Annotated in this window: 14 protein-coding genes; 4 read left to right on the forward strand and 10 right to left on the reverse strand. The window is 61.1% G+C overall.

Annotated elements, in window-relative coordinates; genetic code table 11:
* The first annotated feature begins 84 nt into the window (after window positions 1-84).
* Window positions 85-1,536, forward strand: a complete 1,452-nt coding sequence (locus HSR6_RS04900) for a DHH family phosphoesterase (protein ID WP_070364854.1) — start codon at window positions 85-87, stop codon at window positions 1,534-1,536.
* Here the strand turns inward: HSR6_RS04900 and HSR6_RS04905 are convergent, their stop codons facing one another.
* Genes HSR6_RS04905 through HSR6_RS04915 form a run of 3 tightly spaced genes read right to left on the reverse strand, consistent with a single transcriptional unit; the run spans window position 1,537 to window position 5,020 of the window.
* Window positions 1,537-1,827, reverse strand: coding sequence for a PRC-barrel domain-containing protein (locus HSR6_RS04905; RefSeq protein WP_070364855.1), 291 nt, complete (start codon window positions 1,825-1,827; stop codon window positions 1,537-1,539).
* A 47-nt stretch (window positions 1,828-1,874) separates the two neighbouring features.
* The gene (locus HSR6_RS04910; protein WP_071933000.1) at window positions 1,875-2,930 is read right to left on the reverse strand and encodes a phosphotransacetylase family protein; all 1,056 of its coding nucleotides are present in this window, start codon (window positions 2,928-2,930) and stop codon (window positions 1,875-1,877) included.
* Window positions 2,927-5,020, reverse strand: a complete 2,094-nt coding sequence (locus HSR6_RS04915; protein ID WP_071933001.1) for an acetate--CoA ligase family protein — start codon at window positions 5,018-5,020, stop codon at window positions 2,927-2,929. The genes HSR6_RS04910 and HSR6_RS04915 overlap by 4 nt, the downstream gene beginning before the upstream one ends.
* An 88-nt stretch (window positions 5,021-5,108) precedes the next feature.
* Between HSR6_RS04915 and HSR6_RS04920 the strand changes: the two genes are divergently transcribed.
* Window positions 5,109-6,950 (forward strand): SLC13 family permease, encoded by a 1,842-nt coding sequence (locus tag HSR6_RS04920; protein ID WP_071933002.1) that lies wholly within the window; start codon window positions 5,109-5,111, stop codon window positions 6,948-6,950.
* Window positions 6,951-7,060: 110 nt separating this feature from the next.
* Here the strand turns inward: HSR6_RS04920 and HSR6_RS04925 are convergent, their stop codons facing one another.
* The 5 genes from HSR6_RS04925 to HSR6_RS04940 form a co-directional block, all read right to left on the reverse strand.
* Complete coding sequence (locus HSR6_RS04925) at window positions 7,061-7,549, reverse strand: hypothetical protein (RefSeq protein ID WP_071933003.1); 489 nt, start codon at window positions 7,547-7,549, stop codon at window positions 7,061-7,063.
* On the reverse strand, window positions 7,546-9,228 hold the full coding sequence (locus HSR6_RS04930) for a sodium/proline symporter (protein ID WP_071933004.1): 1,683 nt from the start codon (window positions 9,226-9,228) through the stop codon (window positions 7,546-7,548). Before HSR6_RS04930 ends, HSR6_RS04925 begins: the two co-directional genes overlap by 4 nt.
* Window positions 9,221-9,367: a hypothetical protein gene (locus HSR6_RS11125; protein WP_198400439.1), complete on the reverse strand. Its 147-nt coding sequence runs from the start codon at window positions 9,365-9,367 to the stop codon at window positions 9,221-9,223. Before HSR6_RS11125 ends, HSR6_RS04930 begins: the two co-directional genes overlap by 8 nt.
* A 173-nt stretch (window positions 9,368-9,540) precedes the next feature.
* Window positions 9,541-10,554, reverse strand: a complete 1,014-nt coding sequence (locus tag HSR6_RS04935) for a tyrosine-type recombinase/integrase (RefSeq protein ID WP_070364861.1) — start codon at window positions 10,552-10,554, stop codon at window positions 9,541-9,543.
* Complete coding sequence (locus tag HSR6_RS04940; RefSeq protein ID WP_071933005.1) at window positions 10,551-10,940, reverse strand: DUF5805 domain-containing protein; 390 nt, start codon at window positions 10,938-10,940, stop codon at window positions 10,551-10,553. Before HSR6_RS04940 ends, HSR6_RS04935 begins: the two co-directional genes overlap by 4 nt.
* A gap of 1,013 nt (window positions 10,941-11,953) precedes the next feature.
* Between HSR6_RS04940 and HSR6_RS04945 the strand changes: the two genes are divergently transcribed.
* Together HSR6_RS04945 and HSR6_RS04950 are read left to right on the forward strand one after the other, a co-directional pair.
* Window positions 11,954-12,958 (forward strand): phosphate uptake regulator PhoU, encoded by a 1,005-nt coding sequence (locus HSR6_RS04945; protein WP_071933006.1) that lies wholly within the window; start codon window positions 11,954-11,956, stop codon window positions 12,956-12,958.
* 43 nt (window positions 12,959-13,001) lie between these two features.
* Complete coding sequence (locus tag HSR6_RS04950) at window positions 13,002-13,973, forward strand: phosphoadenosine phosphosulfate reductase family protein (protein ID WP_071933007.1); 972 nt, start codon at window positions 13,002-13,004, stop codon at window positions 13,971-13,973.
* Between the two features lie 30 nt (window positions 13,974-14,003).
* Here HSR6_RS04950 and HSR6_RS04955 read toward each other — a convergent pair whose 3' ends face one another.
* Both HSR6_RS04955 and HSR6_RS04960 read right to left on the reverse strand, forming a co-directional pair.
* Window positions 14,004-14,786, reverse strand: a complete 783-nt coding sequence (locus HSR6_RS04955) for an aldo/keto reductase (protein WP_071933634.1) — start codon at window positions 14,784-14,786, stop codon at window positions 14,004-14,006.
* An 80-nt stretch (window positions 14,787-14,866) separates the two neighbouring features.
* Window positions 14,867-16,234 (reverse strand): geranylgeranyl reductase family protein, encoded by a 1,368-nt coding sequence (locus HSR6_RS04960; RefSeq protein ID WP_070364865.1) that lies wholly within the window; start codon window positions 16,232-16,234, stop codon window positions 14,867-14,869.
* Window positions 16,235-16,266: the final 32 nt, after the last annotated feature.

Raw genomic sequence — 16,266 nt, forward strand, 5'->3', positions numbered from 1 at the left:
GAGCCCCGTTGAAATACGTTCTGGATCGCGACCGCGATGGACCGGTCGTGGGGATTAAGGCCGATGGCCGGGAATTAGGCTGCAATGAGCACACGTGGAACGATCTCTTCGATGTCTTCGTATGCGATCCTGGGCTGTGGGAGTGTCGGACACTCCGTGGCCGAAGAACTCGTCGAGCGGGGCAAAGAGGTCCTGATCCTCGACAAGGATCAATCCCGGGTCGAGGCCCTCCGCGACCAGGACCTGCAGGCCCGGCAAGCCGATATCGGCGACCCGGAGATCAAACGTGAGGTCGCCGACTTCGACGTGGTGTTGATTCTCGCCTCGGATGTCGAGGCGAACAAGTCAGCCGTCTCGCTGATCCGCGAGGACGATGCGGACCAATTCATCGTCGCCCGCGCGAGTGACCCCGTCACCAGCGACGAACTCTCGGAACTGGGGGCGGACGTGGTCATCAACCCCTCGACAGTGATCGCCGACGCCGCGCTACGCGCTTTAGAGTCCGGCGAACTCGAGTTCAAGGCCCGGAATCTCGCCGACGTACTGACCGCCGCCAATCGGAAGGTCGCGATTCTGACTCACGACAACCCCGATCCGGATTCGATCGCCAGCGCGGCGGCACTTGAATCCATTGCGACCCATCTGGGGGTCGAGGCCGACATTCTCTACTTCGGTGACATTGGCCACCAGGAGAATCGGGCCTTCGTCAACTTGCTCGACATCGAGTTGACCCATCACGATAGTGTCGATATCGAGGATTATGACACCTTCGCGATGGTCGACCAGGCCAAAGCCGGGGCGGTCTCGATCGAGGAACCCGTCGACATTTACATCGACCACTACGAGGCTGCCGGTGAACTCGATGCCGAGTTCGCCGACGTCCGCCCGAACGTCAGCGCCACCTCGACGATCCTGACGAAGTACCTCCAGGAGTTCGACATGACTGTCAGCGAGACGGTTGCGACGGCACTTCTCTACGGCATTCGTTCCGAAACGTTGGATTTCCGTCGCGATACGACCCCAGCGGACCTCACCGCGGCGGCCTACCTCTATCCGTTCGCCAATCACGACACCCTCGAACAGGTCGAATCGCCGAACATGAGCCCGGAGACCCTGGATGTTCTCGCCGAAGCGATTGCTAATCGGGAGGTTCAGGGGAGCCATCTGGTTTCCAACGCGGGGTTCATCAACTCACGGGACGCCCTCGCACAAGCGGCACAGCAACTCCTCAACCTCGAAGGCGTCACCACGACGGCCGTCTTCGGTATCATCGACGACACGATCTACCTCTCCGCGCGATCGAAGGACATCCGCCTCAACATCGGTTCCGTCCTCCAGGACGCCTTTGCAGACATCGGGGAAGCGGCCGGCCACTCTACGCAGGCGAGTGCCGAAGTGCCCCTGGGCATTTTCAACGGCCTGGAGACCACCGAGCAAAACCGCGAGACACTCCTCTCGCTGACGGGAGAAGCCGTCACTCGAACGCTGTTCGACGCGATGGGTGTCGAACAGGAGAACAACAGTAACGGAAACTGATCAGGCGAGCAGGTTCTCCTCGTCCTCGTCGTTTTTGAGCCGTTCGATCACGTCGCTGATCAGCACGATGTCGCCAACTGACCGGACCCACCGGTAGGGAACGATGACGCCTTTGGAACCGGTCTCCTCGCTCTCGAACAAGGTCGGGTTCAGCGCCGAGACCGCGAGCCCGTTTACCACTTCAGCGTCCAGATCGAGTCTGAGATCCTCTACTTCGCCCACGAACACGCCGTTCTTCGAGTATACCTCTCTGCCGACGAGGTTCGTAATTTCCTGCGGTTCTGCGTCCATGTGCCAACGGAGAAACCGGACCCCCTTAACTGTTTGACCGACAGATGTCAGTCGAGCAGCGTCGCCACGTCGACGTGGTCGTGGAGCAACTGGGTCATCGCCTCCACTGTTCGGGCATCTCGGACTCGGCCGCCACGGATCAGGCGCTCGGCGCGCTCGACCGTCGCGAGCGTGTCCGACTGGACCGAGAGAACCGGTACGTTGCGCTCGCTCGCGGTGCCGAGGACCGCTCCCGGCGGTTCGAAGCCACCGGTGAGAATGAGGGCGTTGACGCCGGGGGCCTCCAGGGCTGCTCGCTGGATGTCCGCCCGGTCACCGCCCGTAACGACCGCCGCGTCCTTCGTACGCCGGAAGTGTGAGAGGGCGGCCTCCCCGCCCATTGCCCCGACCAGGACCCGCTCGATGAACACGTCCTCGTCTGCCCCGGTCAGCACCGAACCGCCGAGTTCGTCGGTGAGGTCGGTGAGTGTGACCCCGGCCAGTTCCCGGTTCTGGGGGATGACGCCGAGGACGGGAATGTCCCGTCCCTCCAGGAACGGCACCACGTCGGACTCGACGAGGTCGTACATGGAGTCCGGCACGGCGTTGAAGACGACCCCGGCGACCCGGTCGCCCATCCGGTCGGCCGCCGCGAGGAGGTGATCGATGTCCCCCGCTGATTCGAAGCGTTCGAGCAGGAGCACGTCCGCATCGAGCCGTGCTGCGACGTCGTCGTCCGCGAGGTCGACGATGCCGCCGGTGGTGTACACGTCCGCGCCCTCGATCACCATGAGATCTTTCTCCGCCGCCAGGGTTTCGAAGGCCGAATCGATCCGCTCGTGCAGGTCCGCCAGGTTCTCCTGGCCGCGAATGGCCCCCTCGATGAACGTCGTCGAGTAGACGATCGGCTCCATCTCGTGCATCTCGGCGTCGATCCCGAGTACCTCGCGGGCGAGCATCGGGTCCGTGTCCAGGGTCTTCCCGACGTTCGACTGGAGGCGGGTCCCTTTCGGCTTCATGTAGCCGACCGAGCGGTCCTCGGCCTGTGCCAGTTGGCCCAGTGCCAGGGCGACGGCGGTTTTTCCGGTGCTGTCCTCGGTCGATGCAAGCAGTAGCGTTTTCATAGTTTGTCAGGGTCCACGGTGAGTCGGCTGTCCACGGCCTGTACGCCCTCGGGACTGGCGACGAGCGGGTTGATGTCCAGTTCCAGGATCGCCGGGAAGTCAGTCACGAGTTGGGAGAGTCGCTGGATACTCTCGATGAGTGCGGGCTCGTCCACCGGCTCGCGACCTCGCGCCCCACGAAGGAGCGGCGCTGAATCGATCTCGCCGAGCATCTCAGTGGCCTCCCGTTGGCTGACGGGGGCGACCCGCACGGTCGTGTCCTCCAGCACCTCGACGAAGATCCCGCCGAGCCCGAAGAGGAGGAGGGGACCGAACTGCGGGTCGCGGTTCATGCCGAGAATCGTCTCGGTTCCGGTCTCCAGGTCGACCATCTCCTGGACCTGGACGCCCAGGATCTGGGCGTCTGGCTGGTAGTTCTTCGCGCGTGTGATCAGATCCTCGAATGCGTCACGCACCCCATCCTCGCTGACGCCGACTTTTACACCCCCGATGTCGGACTTGTGCAAAATGTCGGGGCTGACGATCTTCATGACGACGTCCCCTGAAATCGATTCGGCGGCTTCCTGAGCGGCTTCGGGTGTCTCGACGATCGCTCCCTCGGGGGTGGGGATCCCGTAGGCATCCAGGATCCCCATCGCCTCGACGCCGATTCGATTCGAGCGCTGGGCGGCGGTCTCGAGGATCTCCTGGACTCGCTCCCGGTCCACGTCGAAAGTCTGGGGCTGTTCGTATTCGATCCGGGTAATGTCACGATAGGTCAGCAAGGCGTCGAGGCTGGTGACCGCCCGGGCGGGATCGAAGTAGTTCGGAATCCCGGACTCCCGGAGCGTTCGTGCGGGGGCGTCGATCCGTTCCCCGCCCATGAGGGCGGTCGCGACCGGAATGTCGTGTTTCTCCTGCAGGGTACCGATATCCGTCGCGAGTTTTCCGTAATCCAGTACCGCGATCGGGGTCGCCACGACGATCGCCGCATCGACGTTCGAATCGGCGAGCACCAGGTCGATGGCGGCCTCGAACCGTTCGTTGTCCGCGTCGCCGATCACGTCGACCGGGTTGTAGATGTTCGCACCCTCCGGGAGGGCCTCGCGAAGCCCTTCGAGGGTTTCCTGGTCGAAACTCGCCATTTCGAGGTTCGAATCGCCGATGGCGTCGGTCGTCATGACCCCGGGCCCACCAGCATTGGAGATCACGGCCACACCGTTTCCGTCGGGAACCGGTTGGCCGGCGAGGATCTGGGCGTAATCGAAGAGTTCCTGGACGTTTTCCGCCCGGAGGACTCCGGCCTGATCGAGCCCTGCCTCGTAGGCCCGCTCGCTGCCGGCAATCGTCCCCGTATGAGAGGACGCCGCCTGCGCGCCGGCTTCTGTACGCCCGGACTTCACCAGCACGATCGGGGTCTCTTTGGTCACCTCGCGGGCCACGTCGATGAATCCCCGGCCGTCGCCGATCCCCTCCAGATAGCCGAGGATGACCTCGGTCTTGGGATCGTCGTCCCAGATGTCCACGAAATCCGATTCGTCGAGGACGGCCTTGTTGCCGAGCGAGACGACGTCCTTGAATCCGATTCCCTGGTCGTTTGCCCAGTCGACGACGGCAGTGATGAACGCCCCCGACTGGCTCATAAAGGAGAGTTTCCCTGGGCGGGCGTTTGCGGGCCCAAACGTGGCGTTCATTCGGCTCGGCGTGCTCATCACCCCGAGGCTGTTCGGCCCCACGAGGTTCATATCGTAGGTCGCCGCGATCGATTTGAGTTCCTGTTCCCGCGTGGCACCTTCGCTGCCCGCTTCACCGAACCCGGCCGTGATCACGACGACGTTTTTGACCCCCTGCTCGCCGAGCTCCCGTGTCGCCTCGACGGCGATGTCGGGCGGGACGACGACTACTGCGAGATCGATCGGGTCCGTTATATCGGCGATCTCATTTGCGACGGGGTACCCGAGAACGGTCTCCCGCGAGGGGTTGACCGGGACGACAGTTCCCGTGAACTCCTCGAGGTTCTCCATGATCGCACGGCCGATCGAGCCCTCGCGGTCGGTCGCGCCGACCACGGCGACCCGGTCCGGGTCGAACAACCCGTTGGCGTCTGGCATCCACGTTCGGGTAGGCCGGGCAGTGGCATAAACCCAACCGCCATCGAACGGCCGAAAACGTGATCCTCCGTCCCTGTGAATTCACCCCATGGCTCTGCCCACGCTCACGACGGACGTACTCGTCGTTTTCGGTCTCGTGGGCGTTGCGATACTGTTTTTCGTCACGGATTATGTCAGACCCGACGTAACTGCCCTCTCGGTCATCGTCGCACTGGTCGTTCTCGAACCGTGGACCGGGGTCGGCGCGGAGCAGGCCTTCATGGGCTTTGCCAACACGGCGACGGTGACGGTCGCGGCGATGTACATGCTCAGTGAGGGGGTCCACCGGACAGGGGTCGTCCGTCGGCTTGGAGCTTTCATCACCAGGATCGCGCAGGATAGCCCCTCCAGGATGACCCAGACGACACTTGTGCTCGCCGGTGGACTGGCCGGGGTGGTAAACAACACGCCAGTAGTGGCTGTACTCATTCCGATGGTCACCGACCTCGCGGACACGTATCGAATCTCACCGTCGAAATTGCTCCTGCCACTCTCCTATGCGGCGATGCTCGGTGGGACACTCACGCTCATCGGGTCTTCGACGATTCTTCTTGCGAGTACCATCTCCGCACGCCTCATCGATCATCCGTTTTCCATGTTCGAGTTCACGCACCTCGGATTGCTCGGCCTGGGTGTCGGAATCGTCTATCTGTCGACGATTGGCCAGCGACTCCTCCCATCCCGGGTGGCTCCGTCGATCGATTTGATCGAGCTCTTCGATTTGCGGACCTACGTCTCACGGCTCTACATTCGCGAGCGGTCTCCGCTCGTCGGGCAAACGATCGTGAAAGCCACAGAATCCCTGCCGATCAACTCCGATCAGCAGATTCTGGAGGTGGTTCGGGACGGGGATCGGTATGCAGCTCCGGGCCCGGATTTCGTCCTGGAAGCTCGGGACGTTATTATTGTTCGTGCCGACCAGGAGACTCTCAGGGCGGCTGCACCGACCCTCGATCTGTGGCAACTCCCCTGGATGTCAGTCGCGGATCGTGATCGAACCGTCCCGGCCGGAATCGGCACGCTCGTGGAGGTCAAAGTGCCAAACGGGTCGGATCTGGTGGGCCAGGCAGTGGGTTCCCTTGGGGCCCGGGAGCGCTACAAGGCGACGATCCTTGCAGTGCAGCGAAACGGTGAGATCATCCACGAGCAGTTCGACGATCTGGTTCTCGAACGCGGGGACACGCTCGTCTTCCGGACGGCGAGCGGGAACGTGGATGTGCTGCGGGACACGACGAATCTGATCCTGACGGCCGTTGCCGGATCGGGAAAATTCGAGGGGACGGCTACCGGCAAGGTTCGGGCCAACCGGGCGCCAGTTGCCGTGGCCATCATCGCTGGCGTCGTTCTCATCGCTGCTTTCGGATTGCTCTCTATTGCAATCGCTGCCCTTGGGGGTGTCGTGGCGATGATCGTTACCGGTGTCCTCGAGCCGGATGAAGCCTACGAGGCAATCTCCTGGAACGTCATCTTCCTGCTCGCGGGGATGATCCCGCTTGGCATGGCGCTGGAAAACTCGGGGGGTGCAACCTGGATTGCACAACTCGTCGCGGAACTGGCTGGTCTGATGCCGCCGGTCGCCGTGTTACTCCTCTTCTACGTGCTGGCGGCACTGCTCACGAACATCATCCTCCCGAACGCGACCGTCGTGCTTCTTATCCCCATCGCGATTGACGTCGCACTGGCTATTGGGGTGAATCCGTTCTCCTTCGTCCTCGCGGTCACCTTCGCGGCGAGTACTTCGTTTCTAACCCCGCTTGGCTATCAGACGAATCTCATGGTGTTCGGTCCTGGTGGATACGAGTTTTCGGACTTCTTCCGGGTTGGGGCACCGTTGCAGGCGATTCTGGCAGTCGTCACCACGCTTGGTATTATGCTTTTTTGGGGCCTTTGAGCCGCTGCGGGGCGGGTTTTCGGCCCGCACTTCGGTTTTTAGCTAATTTCAGGCGGTGAACTACCCCTGCCTACTCGCCGCCTTCGGCGGCTCCTTGAGGCAGGGGTAGTTCACTCCTCGAACGAGCGCTCTGTGCCATCGACACTGTCGATGATAACGTCTCCGTCCTCGCGCTCGGCCAACCAGAATAGTTTGTAGACATCTCGGGCCCCCTCGAGGCTGATTTCCGGGCTGCCGTGGAGCATCGAGGACCGCATCGCCCACTCGAAGACGGCCTCCTCGGCCATGTTTCGACAGTGGCCCTCAGTCACTTCACTCGGTAAGACGAGTACGTCTTCGAACCGTCGATCGATGTCGTCAGGGACGGTGTCGGCACGGAGCGTTAGCCGTCGAGATCGGTCGACTGCGACAACGTACTTCTCCGTGCGATCATCCAGGAGTGGTCGGGAAATGGTCGCCGTTCCGTGGTAGAATCGGTACGGGTACGCGACGGCGCCGACGCGACCGGCTGACTGAACCGCTTCCCGGTCGATGCTCGGTTCAACGATTTCGAGCTCGATCGGGTCTTCGGGAACGCCGGTCCCGGAAGCCCGAGTCATCGGTCGGGCCAGTACTCGCTCGCTTCGACGTGCCCGCGCACGTTGTCCATTTCGGTGATCGCTTTCGGGTCAGGGGTTCCGCCGTCCGGTCGGAGAGCCGTGGCTCCGTCACTGTCGTCCGCGTTCTCGCTGACGAAGGCTTCGAGGGGTTGTCGCATGGCTGTGAAGTGTCGGCTCACGTTCTCCTGCTCGGGCGGTGTCGTCAGGAGCGAGACGACCACCAGCACGATCGCAGACAGGACAAAAGCCGGGGCCAGGCCGTAGACCGTGAGCAGCCCCTCCAGGAAGGGTGAGAACCCGGCGATGGTCTCTTCACCGAGGATCGTCGTCCACTGTGTCCATAGGATCATGGTCGTCGTTCCCGTAATCATACTCGCGACGGCCCCCCACTTGGTCGGTCGCTTCCACCACAGGGTCGCGATCAAAAGCGGGCCGAGCGACGCGCCCAGGCCGCCCCAGGCGTAGTCCAACACGAGCGTGTAGATCGGGGTGTCACGTGCGATGAACGCGAACACGATCGAGAGGGCTCCGATGGCGAGGGTCACGATCCGGGAGTATCGGACCAGCTTTTCCTGGCTCGCCTCCGGATTGATAAAGCCGTGGTAGACGTCTTCGACGACGGCGCTCGTGGCGACCAGGAGCTGTGAGTCTCCACTCGACATCATCGCCGCGAGCGCGGCCGCGAGCACGATCCCGGCCAGGACCCCGGGCAGCAGCTCTAGAGTCAAAAGCGGCATGGCGTTGTCGGGGTTTCCGAGGCCGGCTCCGATCTGAACCAGCGCGTAGAGCCCGACCAGGGCCGCCCCGATATAGGCCACGAACATGAACAGCTGGGCGACCAGGGCGGCTTTCCTGACGTTTTCGATGCGGTCGATTCCCATGAACCGGACCATAATGTGGGGGTTTCCCGGAACGCCTAAACCGATCGCGGCATACGAGACGATCCCGAAGAGAGCGGCCCAGCCGCTTGCTCCGGCGGTGATGCTCGTCAGCGATGCTCCCCCGTCGAGTTCTGCCAGCGCTGCAAACGGCGAGCCGTAAGCGGAGAATGCCAGGATGGGGAGCACGATGAACGCGAGCAGGATAATCGCGCCCTGGAAGTAATCCGACCAGGCAACGGCGAAGTACCCACCGAGGAAGGTGTAGCCGACGACGATGATCCCGCCGATGACGACACCGAGCCACATCTCCATCCCCGTCAAGACCTGTAGCAGCGTTCCTGCGGCAACGATCTGGGCTCCCACGTAGCCACCTTCGAAGATGATGAGCACCATCGCCGAGACGGCCTTGACCACGCCCGAGTCGTCCCCCAGTCGCGTGGCGAAGAAGGTCGGAAGGGTCACTGCCTCGACGATCTCGGAATACTTCCGGAGTCTCTTCGCGATGCCCGCCCAGGCGAACAGGTCGCTGGGAATCATCCCGAGACCGTTCAGGAAGGCGATGATACCGCTACTATAGGCGTCTGCCGGGACTCCCAGCGTGAGCCACCCGCTCATTTCCGAGGCCCGCTCCGAGAATCCGGTGACCACTGGGCCGACGCGGCGACCGCCAATGACGTAATCGCCGACGGTGTCCATGAACCGCGCCGAGAACAGCCCGATCCCGACGAGCACGAGCAGGTACGCGGCGAAGGTGGTCAGGACGTAGTTGCTCACCCCGGTGGCGATTGGATCAGCCATCCTGTGCCTCCTCGAACTCCTTGCGCAATCGCGTTTCGCGTTTGCCCTCCCAGACGTACCACACCCACAGCATGATGAAGTACAGGGTAAACGGGACTACAAGGCCGAGCCAGTCGATCAGTCCTAACCCCGCTGGCATGTTACCCGCTCGTTTCGAATGTGGTTATTTGTATCAATTGATTCTCGCTGCTCAGATGTCAAGACTGTCTGCGTTCGCACGGGGAGTCTGGTGGCAGTTGTGAGTCCGCATGGCAACTGGCAGTGTCGCACCGGACCCCCTCCATTCTATATAGCGAAATACGGTTTATTTGTTCACGATTCGTCGAGCAACGAGTAGATATTCCGCTCGTAGACCTCGCGGACGCGGTCGCCCCAGTTGTGTGTGTAGGTGTCGATCACGTCCGTCGCGACGTCTCCGCGGAGATATTTGACGATCCCCCGATCGCCAGTTCGATCCCGGAGGTGTGTCGTGAAGAAGTGTCTGAAGTAGTGGGGAGTAACGTTCTCCCCGGCGCCTGCGCCCGATTCGTACCAGCCCTGGTCCCTGGTGTGGCTGGTAACGAGGTGATGGATGTCGTTTCCGGTGAGCCGCTGGCCCCAATTTCGTTCAGTGCTCACGAAGAGGGGTTCGGCGGCCGATCGGGGATCTGGACGGATGGCCAGCCAGTCGATCAGTACCTGGCGAAGCTCAGCGTCGATGGGGATGACGGTATCTCGTTTGCGCTTGTTCGATGTAACACGTCGCTCACCATTCGTCTTGTCCCCGCGCTGGGGGTGCTGCGAGACGAAAAGCGAATTCGGACGTCCCGATAGTTGCGGGCGAATCGGGCCGGCTGGTACTGGTGCATCCGGGATATGGACATCCCTGAGATCGAGGTTACACGCCTCTCCGGCCCGAATTCCGGATTTGAGGAGTAATACAATGAGTGCCCGATCGAGTGGATGTCCGACCGACTTGACGAACGCCTTCATTTCTGGGACAGAAATGTCACGGCGATTCGGGTCGGTGGTGATCTGTTCGTCGAGTTCCTCCATCACCAGGGTCATCGGGTTCTCATCGAAGACCCCGACCTCGTTCATGTAGGCATAAAAACGGTGGAGATACGAGGCGTAACTCGCCACGGTGCTCTCGGCTGCATCCCCTCGTAGCTCGCTGAGCCAGGCGAGACAGTCCCTGTGGGAGATCGATCCGAGGTCGGGGTCATCATCGAGACTGGCCTCGAATCGTCGTAACACCCGCTCATAGGCGTCACGTGTCCGTTGTGAGCGGCCGTGGTAGGCCATATCCTCGAGGAAGTACGCGATTGGATCCTCGACAGTGCTCATGGTTCGTCCTGAAGCGTGTAGGTCCCGTCCCGCGGGCGATGGCCGATTTGTCCGTTCTCCTGGAGGTCGATGAGGGCTGTTTCGAGCTGGGACTCCAATTCGTCGGTGACTGTTTCGAGAAGTTCCTCCCAGGAGAGTGGGCCGTTCGAACCGAGGGCCTGGAGCACCGTTTCCCGGACGTTACCCCTGGGGTTAGCGTCCGATGATTGGGTTGAATCGGGCTCGGTATCACCGAACCCGCGACGGCCCGCCTGAACCATGGTTCGGACGAATTCAGATTGAGTCATCCCCAGCTCGTCGGCGTGGTCGGCCCACGCTGATTTTTGGTAGGCCGGAACGTAGGTGGTGACGGCTGATCGGTCGGTCTCTTGCTCGGAATTGGACATGGTCGGGGATTTGCCTCCCTGCCCCTTATAGGTTGCAGGAATCGAAATAAACTATCTTATTTGGAGCGGGGGCATTAGAAATGGGGCCTGTTGTTATGGTATATTTGTATTACTAAAGTCTATTTGCCGGTTGCACTCTAAGTTTCTAAATATAAATGTAGATGGAATCGAACTCGAGGTTGCATCAAAAGAGATTGTTAACGAGTTGCATCTCGTTTCTTGTCGGTCCATGTCTGTGGAGTCGAGCTGATCTTGTCCAGGAAACTATCTAATTTGGGCTTTCGTTACTGTGTCCGACTCGGGCTCCTCGGCAGGTAAATTTGGATCCGCAAACGAAACTGGGTTTGAAGACTGAGTTCACAGTTGGTCAGACGTCGCTGAACTGGCTTGTTGGCCAGGGTCGAATTCTCACCTCATCGTATCCGCGTGTTCAAGATGACCCGTAGACGGGGGTCCATGCGGCTCCTTTTCGACCGTTTCTCGGTAGGTCTGATGCCTGAGACTTCAAGGTTGGATGTGTATGGTGTGGTCCCCCTGTGAATCGTTACGGACTTCTTCGAATCCCTGCCCGATCCGGTAGGATTTGCCTCGCTGAACTGTCGCCCGACCGGGCATTTGGAAAACCTAGTGCCGGAAACGGCTGAACTCGATTCTGCCGGTTCTGTTCGAATCGGGCTTCTCCGGTGGCTACTTTCTGATTGGGTGCTGGGTTTCGGGTACCAGCGTGATCGAGAAGCGTGAAATAAACCTCATACCGCTATATCATTGCCGGGGCCCGAATCTGCTCCTGAACAGGGATCGGTGATCTCGTCACCGGGGACTTTGCGAGAATAGTGGCAGGACGTTCGAAATTATATAGTTTCAGAAAACCTGGTTGGTCCAATTCACATGAGCGAATATTTGGCACTTCCCATGTAGGTGGTCATTGCGGTTTTACTCCGGGTTTCCGCCAGTCTCGACTACATCTATATAGAAACCACACGACTTATAGTCGGTGGGTGAAACCGCTTCGTATGGAACGCCGCAAGGTGCAGTTGACGGGTGGGTCCACGTACACGGTGTCGATCCCGAAGGGATGGGCCCGGGACCACGACATCACGGCCGGCGAGGAGGTGGCCTTCCATCAGGATAACGGCTCACTCTTGCTCACGCCTGTCTCTTCCGACGAGCCAACTCGTGGCGTTCTGGACATCTCGGATCGAGAGGGCGACGCGTTGATGCGTGGGGTGATGACGATGTACGTGAGCGGCTTCGACGAGATCGAGTTGACTGCGGACCGGATTTCTCCGGCTCAACGACGGATCATCCGTGAGGCGACCCAGCGGCTCGTGGGTCTCGAGGTCTTAGAGGAGACTGCGGACACGGTCGTAATCCAGGACCTCCTCGATTCAGCGGAACTGTCCGTCCACAGCGCCGTTCGGCGGATGCATCTTATCTCACGGTCGATGCTTGAAGACGCGGTGACGGCACTGCAAGAACACGATCTGGATCTGGCTGCGGATGTCATTTCAAGAGACGACGACGTCGACCGACTCTGGTATGTCGTCTCCCGGATCTTCCGGAGCACGCTGCGGTCCCCGGAGATGGCCCGGGAGATCGGCCTCTCTCGGGAGAAATGTTTCGATTATCACTCCAGTGCCCGGCAACTCGAACGGATCGCCGATCACGCCGCGAAGATCAGCCAGGTCACTCGTGAACTCGACCAGAGCGTCCCGACCGAGGTCACTGATTCCCTGGGTGAATTGTGCGAGGCGGCGACCGACATTATCGTGACGGCATTCGAAGCGCTCTTCGCAGACGACCCTGACACGGCAACCGAACTCGCAAACGAGGCCAGAGCCAAAGTCGAAGCGATTGACGATCGAGCTCGTGGCATCGACGATCAGTTGCGAGAACTCGACCCGACACGGGCTCGTCATCTGGGGCTCATCGTCGACTCGCTGTCCAGGAGTGCGGACTACGGCGGGAACATCGCAGAGACCGCGCTTCAAAAGGCTGCACCGGCTCCAGACCTGTAGCGAATCCGTTCTTTTATCACTGGAGGCTGCCAAATAACCGGCAATGCGCGACGGATTTCCCGACTACGTCGACGTGGATTACACCGATGGCGAGGGCGAGGATGCAGACTCCTATCCCGACGTCGAGGCGAAGATCCAGAAGGGGATCGAGGTCGTCAAACAGGCGCTCTCGGAGTACGAGAACCCGGCGATCATGTGGACCGGCGGGAAGGACTCCACGCTGACCCTCTATCTGGTGCGAGAAGTCGCCCGGGAACTTGGCTACGACATGCCCCCGGCGGTGTTCATCGATCACTTCCAGCACTTCGATGATCTCATCGACTTCGTCGAACATTGGGCGGGCGTCTGGGACGTCGAGGTCATCTACGCACGAAACGAGGACATCGGAGACCTCGTGACCGAACAGGACCTGGAACCCGGCGACGACATTTCGATTTCGGAGCTCTCCGAGCACAACCAACACCACGTCCGGGAGATCCTGGAATACGAGGAGGACACGTTCCCGTTCCTGCTTGATACCTACGTCGGCAACCACCTCCTCAAGACGGTCGCACTCAACGACGCCCTCGAGGAGTACGACATCGACGGTGTCATCTCGGGCGTCCGCTGGGACGAACAGGAGGCTCGGGCCGACGAGACCTTCTTCAGTCCCCGCCATAACCCTGACATCTACCCCCCGCACGATCGCATCCAACCGATCCTGCAGTTCGACGAAGGAGACGTCTGGGAGGCCTTCTGGTATTACGTGGTCCCGGAGACCGTGGCTGCATATCCCGAGGACGGCTACGTCCCCCAAGGCTTCGATGACCTGCCCGACGGGGTCACCCAGGAAGACATCCCGGTCTCGCCGAAGTACTTCGAAGGCTTCCGCTCGCTCGGCAGTCAGGTGAGCACCAAGAAGTCCGATCAGGAACCGGCCTGGCTCCAGGACCTCGAAGGCACGACCGAGCGTGCCGGCCGGGCCCAGGACAAGGAGGACCTCATGGAACGGCTCCGCGATCTGGGTTACATGTAACGGTCGACGGAACGCAGGAACCGAGTGTGCTTACCAGGGCGCAAAGTCCGGATCGACCTGGCGGTCGGTTCGGTCGATGCCGTCGATTTTCTCGATGTCGTCCGCGTCGAGTTCGAGTGTACGACTCGCCCAGTTGTCAGCGATGTGATCTTCCGAGGTGGCTTTGGGAATTGCGGTGACTCCCTTCTCGCGGAGCCAGGCCAGGCTGACCTGGGCCTCGCTCACGTCGTGTTTGTCCGCCACCGCGGTGATTTCCGGGACGTCAAATACTGCGCCCCTGGCAAGCGGTGAGTAGGCCACGATCTCGGTGTCCATCTCCGCGACCGCCTCGCGAAGTTCGGCCTGCGGGAGCAGCGGGTGCATCTCGACCTGGTTGGCGAAGGGATCCGCCCCCAGGACCGAACTCGCGGTCTCCAGATGCTCGGGCTCGAAGTTGCTCACACCAATGCGTTCGGTGAGTCCGTCCTCAACCAGTTGCTGGAACGCCGGGAGGGTTTCTTTTGGGTCGTAAGTGTCCGCCGGCCAGTGGACATAGAGCAGGTCGACGTAATCGACCCCGAGTTTTTCGAGACTCTCCTCGGTGGTCGTGCGGACGGCCTCGGGTTCGAGGCTGTCGATCCAGACCTTCGTTGCCAGGAAGATCGACTCCCGGTCCACGTCTGCCTGCGCGATGCCGCGCCCGACTTCCGCCTCGTTCCCGTAGATCTGGGCGGTATCGACGTGTCGATAGCCCATTTCCAGAGCCGTCTTGACGGCGTTGGTACACTCATCAGGGTCGGTGTTCTCCCAGGTACCGATGCCGAGTCGGGGCATTCCGTTCACCGTCGCTGGTGCTGTCATCGGTGAACGAAACGGCGGCGACGGGGAAAGAAATTGTGGCCGCCGAACCGAACTCAGTATTTCGGATCAGCGCCCGTTATGTCATAGACCCGATCGTAGATCTCGTCGCGTCGGGACTGCCAGCGATCGAAGTCCGCGGGCGAATCTGGATAGTCCTCGTAGACCTCCTTGAGGGATTGGGCCTCCTGATGCACTTGATAGAGGCTGTAAAGCGTTCGCCAGTGGCCGAAGGTGCGACCGAGCGTCTCCAGTTTGAGCCCGAGAGACATACCGGCCGCGCCGGTCCCCAGCGCGTCGATGAGCGCCTGCCCGGGGAGTGCCGTAACGATACTTGTCAGTTCCTCCACGGAGTACGTTCCGGCCCAGATGTTGTAGAGGTCGATCGCGGCAAAGCGCTTGCCGAAGTCCGTCATCACCCGCTGGTTGTATTCCCAGAGGGCCGATTCGCTCACGTCGCCGTCCTCGATCGCCTCGATGGCTGCCTCGGCGGCCCAGTGACCGGCCTTGGCCGCGCCGGGAATGCCACCACCAGTTGCGGGATTGACGTGGGCCGCAGCGTCACCGACCGCCGCGTAGCCCGGCGCGACCGCGGAGTCGTAGGGGCGGCGGGTGGGCAGGGCGGCCCCCAGCTTGTCGATGACTGTTGCGTTCTCGAACTCCGAGCGGTTCGAAAGGTCTTCTTTGAGAACGTCGACGAGTTGCATGGGCGGTTTGTTCATCTGGAAGCCCAGCCCGGCGTTGATCGTGGTCTCCGTGCGCGGGAAGTACCAGAGATAGCCCAACTCCTCGGTCGGCATGAAGACGATCGAGTCCTCGTACTCGACAGGCTCCTCGACCTCGATGATCTCCCGGTAGGCCGAGCAAAACTGCTGGTAGTTTACCTTGGTATCGAAGGTCGTCTCGGAAAAGTCAGCCTGGTCCTGAAGAATCGACATCGCACCTGCGGCGTCGATTACAACGCTGGCGTCGTACTCCGTTGTCGTGCTGTTTTTCGTCGCCGTGACCCCGATGACCTGCTCGCCGTCCTGTCGCACGTCCTGGACGACAGTGTCATACCGCATATCGACCCCCAGTCGGTCGACCTCTTCGAGGAGGACCTCACCATAGCGTCGCCGGTCGACGACTGCACCGGCCTCGTCGAATGGGATTTCCAGGACCTCCTCGGTCTGTGGGTTCTCGAACCGAGCGTACTGGATGTTCTCGTTCGTGAAGGCCTCCTCCTTGAGATAGTCCCGGTCGATGACATCAGGGAAGGTAGATTTGCCCTTGATGGCGTCACCGCAAGCGATATGTCCGGCTTCCGACTCCGGCTTGCGCTCCAGGAGAACGACATCGAGGCCCGCATCCGCGACCGTCGCCGCGGCGAAGGTACCGGCCGTTCCCCCACCGACGACGACAACGTCGAAGGACTCAGTGGGCATGGTTGTCTTTCAATCCACGGCCCCCTCCTAAA

It is taken from the genome of Halodesulfurarchaeum formicicum, from assembly GCF_001886955.1.
In the GTDB taxonomy this organism is placed as follows: Archaea; Halobacteriota; Halobacteria; order Halobacteriales; family Halobacteriaceae; genus Halodesulfurarchaeum; species Halodesulfurarchaeum formicicum.

Bases quoted from the DNA above. Each gene is read 5' to 3' on its own strand.
- HSR6_RS04900 (WP_070364854.1), top strand. From the start codon at position 85: ATGAGCACACGTGGAACGATCTCTTCGATGTCTTCGTATGCGATCCTG.
- HSR6_RS04905 (WP_070364855.1), bottom strand. From the start codon at position 1,827: ATGGACGCAGAACCGCAGGAAATTACGAACCTCGTCGGCAGAGAGGTA.
- HSR6_RS04910 (WP_071933000.1), bottom strand. From the start codon at position 2,930: ATGAAAACGCTACTGCTTGCATCGACCGAGGACAGCACCGGAAAAACC.
- HSR6_RS04915 (WP_071933001.1), bottom strand. From the start codon at position 5,020: ATGCCAGACGCCAACGGGTTGTTCGACCCGGACCGGGTCGCCGTGGTC.
- HSR6_RS04920 (WP_071933002.1), top strand. From the start codon at position 5,109: ATGGCTCTGCCCACGCTCACGACGGACGTACTCGTCGTTTTCGGTCTC.
- HSR6_RS04925 (WP_071933003.1), bottom strand. From the start codon at position 7,549: ATGACTCGGGCTTCCGGGACCGGCGTTCCCGAAGACCCGATCGAGCTC.
- HSR6_RS04930 (WP_071933004.1), bottom strand. From the start codon at position 9,228: ATGGCTGATCCAATCGCCACCGGGGTGAGCAACTACGTCCTGACCACC.
- HSR6_RS11125 (WP_198400439.1), bottom strand. From the start codon at position 9,367: ATGCCAGCGGGGTTAGGACTGATCGACTGGCTCGGCCTTGTAGTCCCG.
- HSR6_RS04935 (WP_070364861.1), bottom strand. From the start codon at position 10,554: ATGAGCACTGTCGAGGATCCAATCGCGTACTTCCTCGAGGATATGGCC.
- HSR6_RS04940 (WP_071933005.1), bottom strand. From the start codon at position 10,940: ATGTCCAATTCCGAGCAAGAGACCGACCGATCAGCCGTCACCACCTAC.
- HSR6_RS04945 (WP_071933006.1), top strand. From the start codon at position 11,954: ATGGAACGCCGCAAGGTGCAGTTGACGGGTGGGTCCACGTACACGGTG.
- HSR6_RS04950 (WP_071933007.1), top strand. From the start codon at position 13,002: ATGCGCGACGGATTTCCCGACTACGTCGACGTGGATTACACCGATGGC.
- HSR6_RS04955 (WP_071933634.1), bottom strand. From the start codon at position 14,786: ATGCCCCGACTCGGCATCGGTACCTGGGAGAACACCGACCCTGATGAG.
- HSR6_RS04960 (WP_070364865.1), bottom strand. From the start codon at position 16,234: ATGCCCACTGAGTCCTTCGACGTTGTCGTCGTCGGTGGGGGAACGGCC.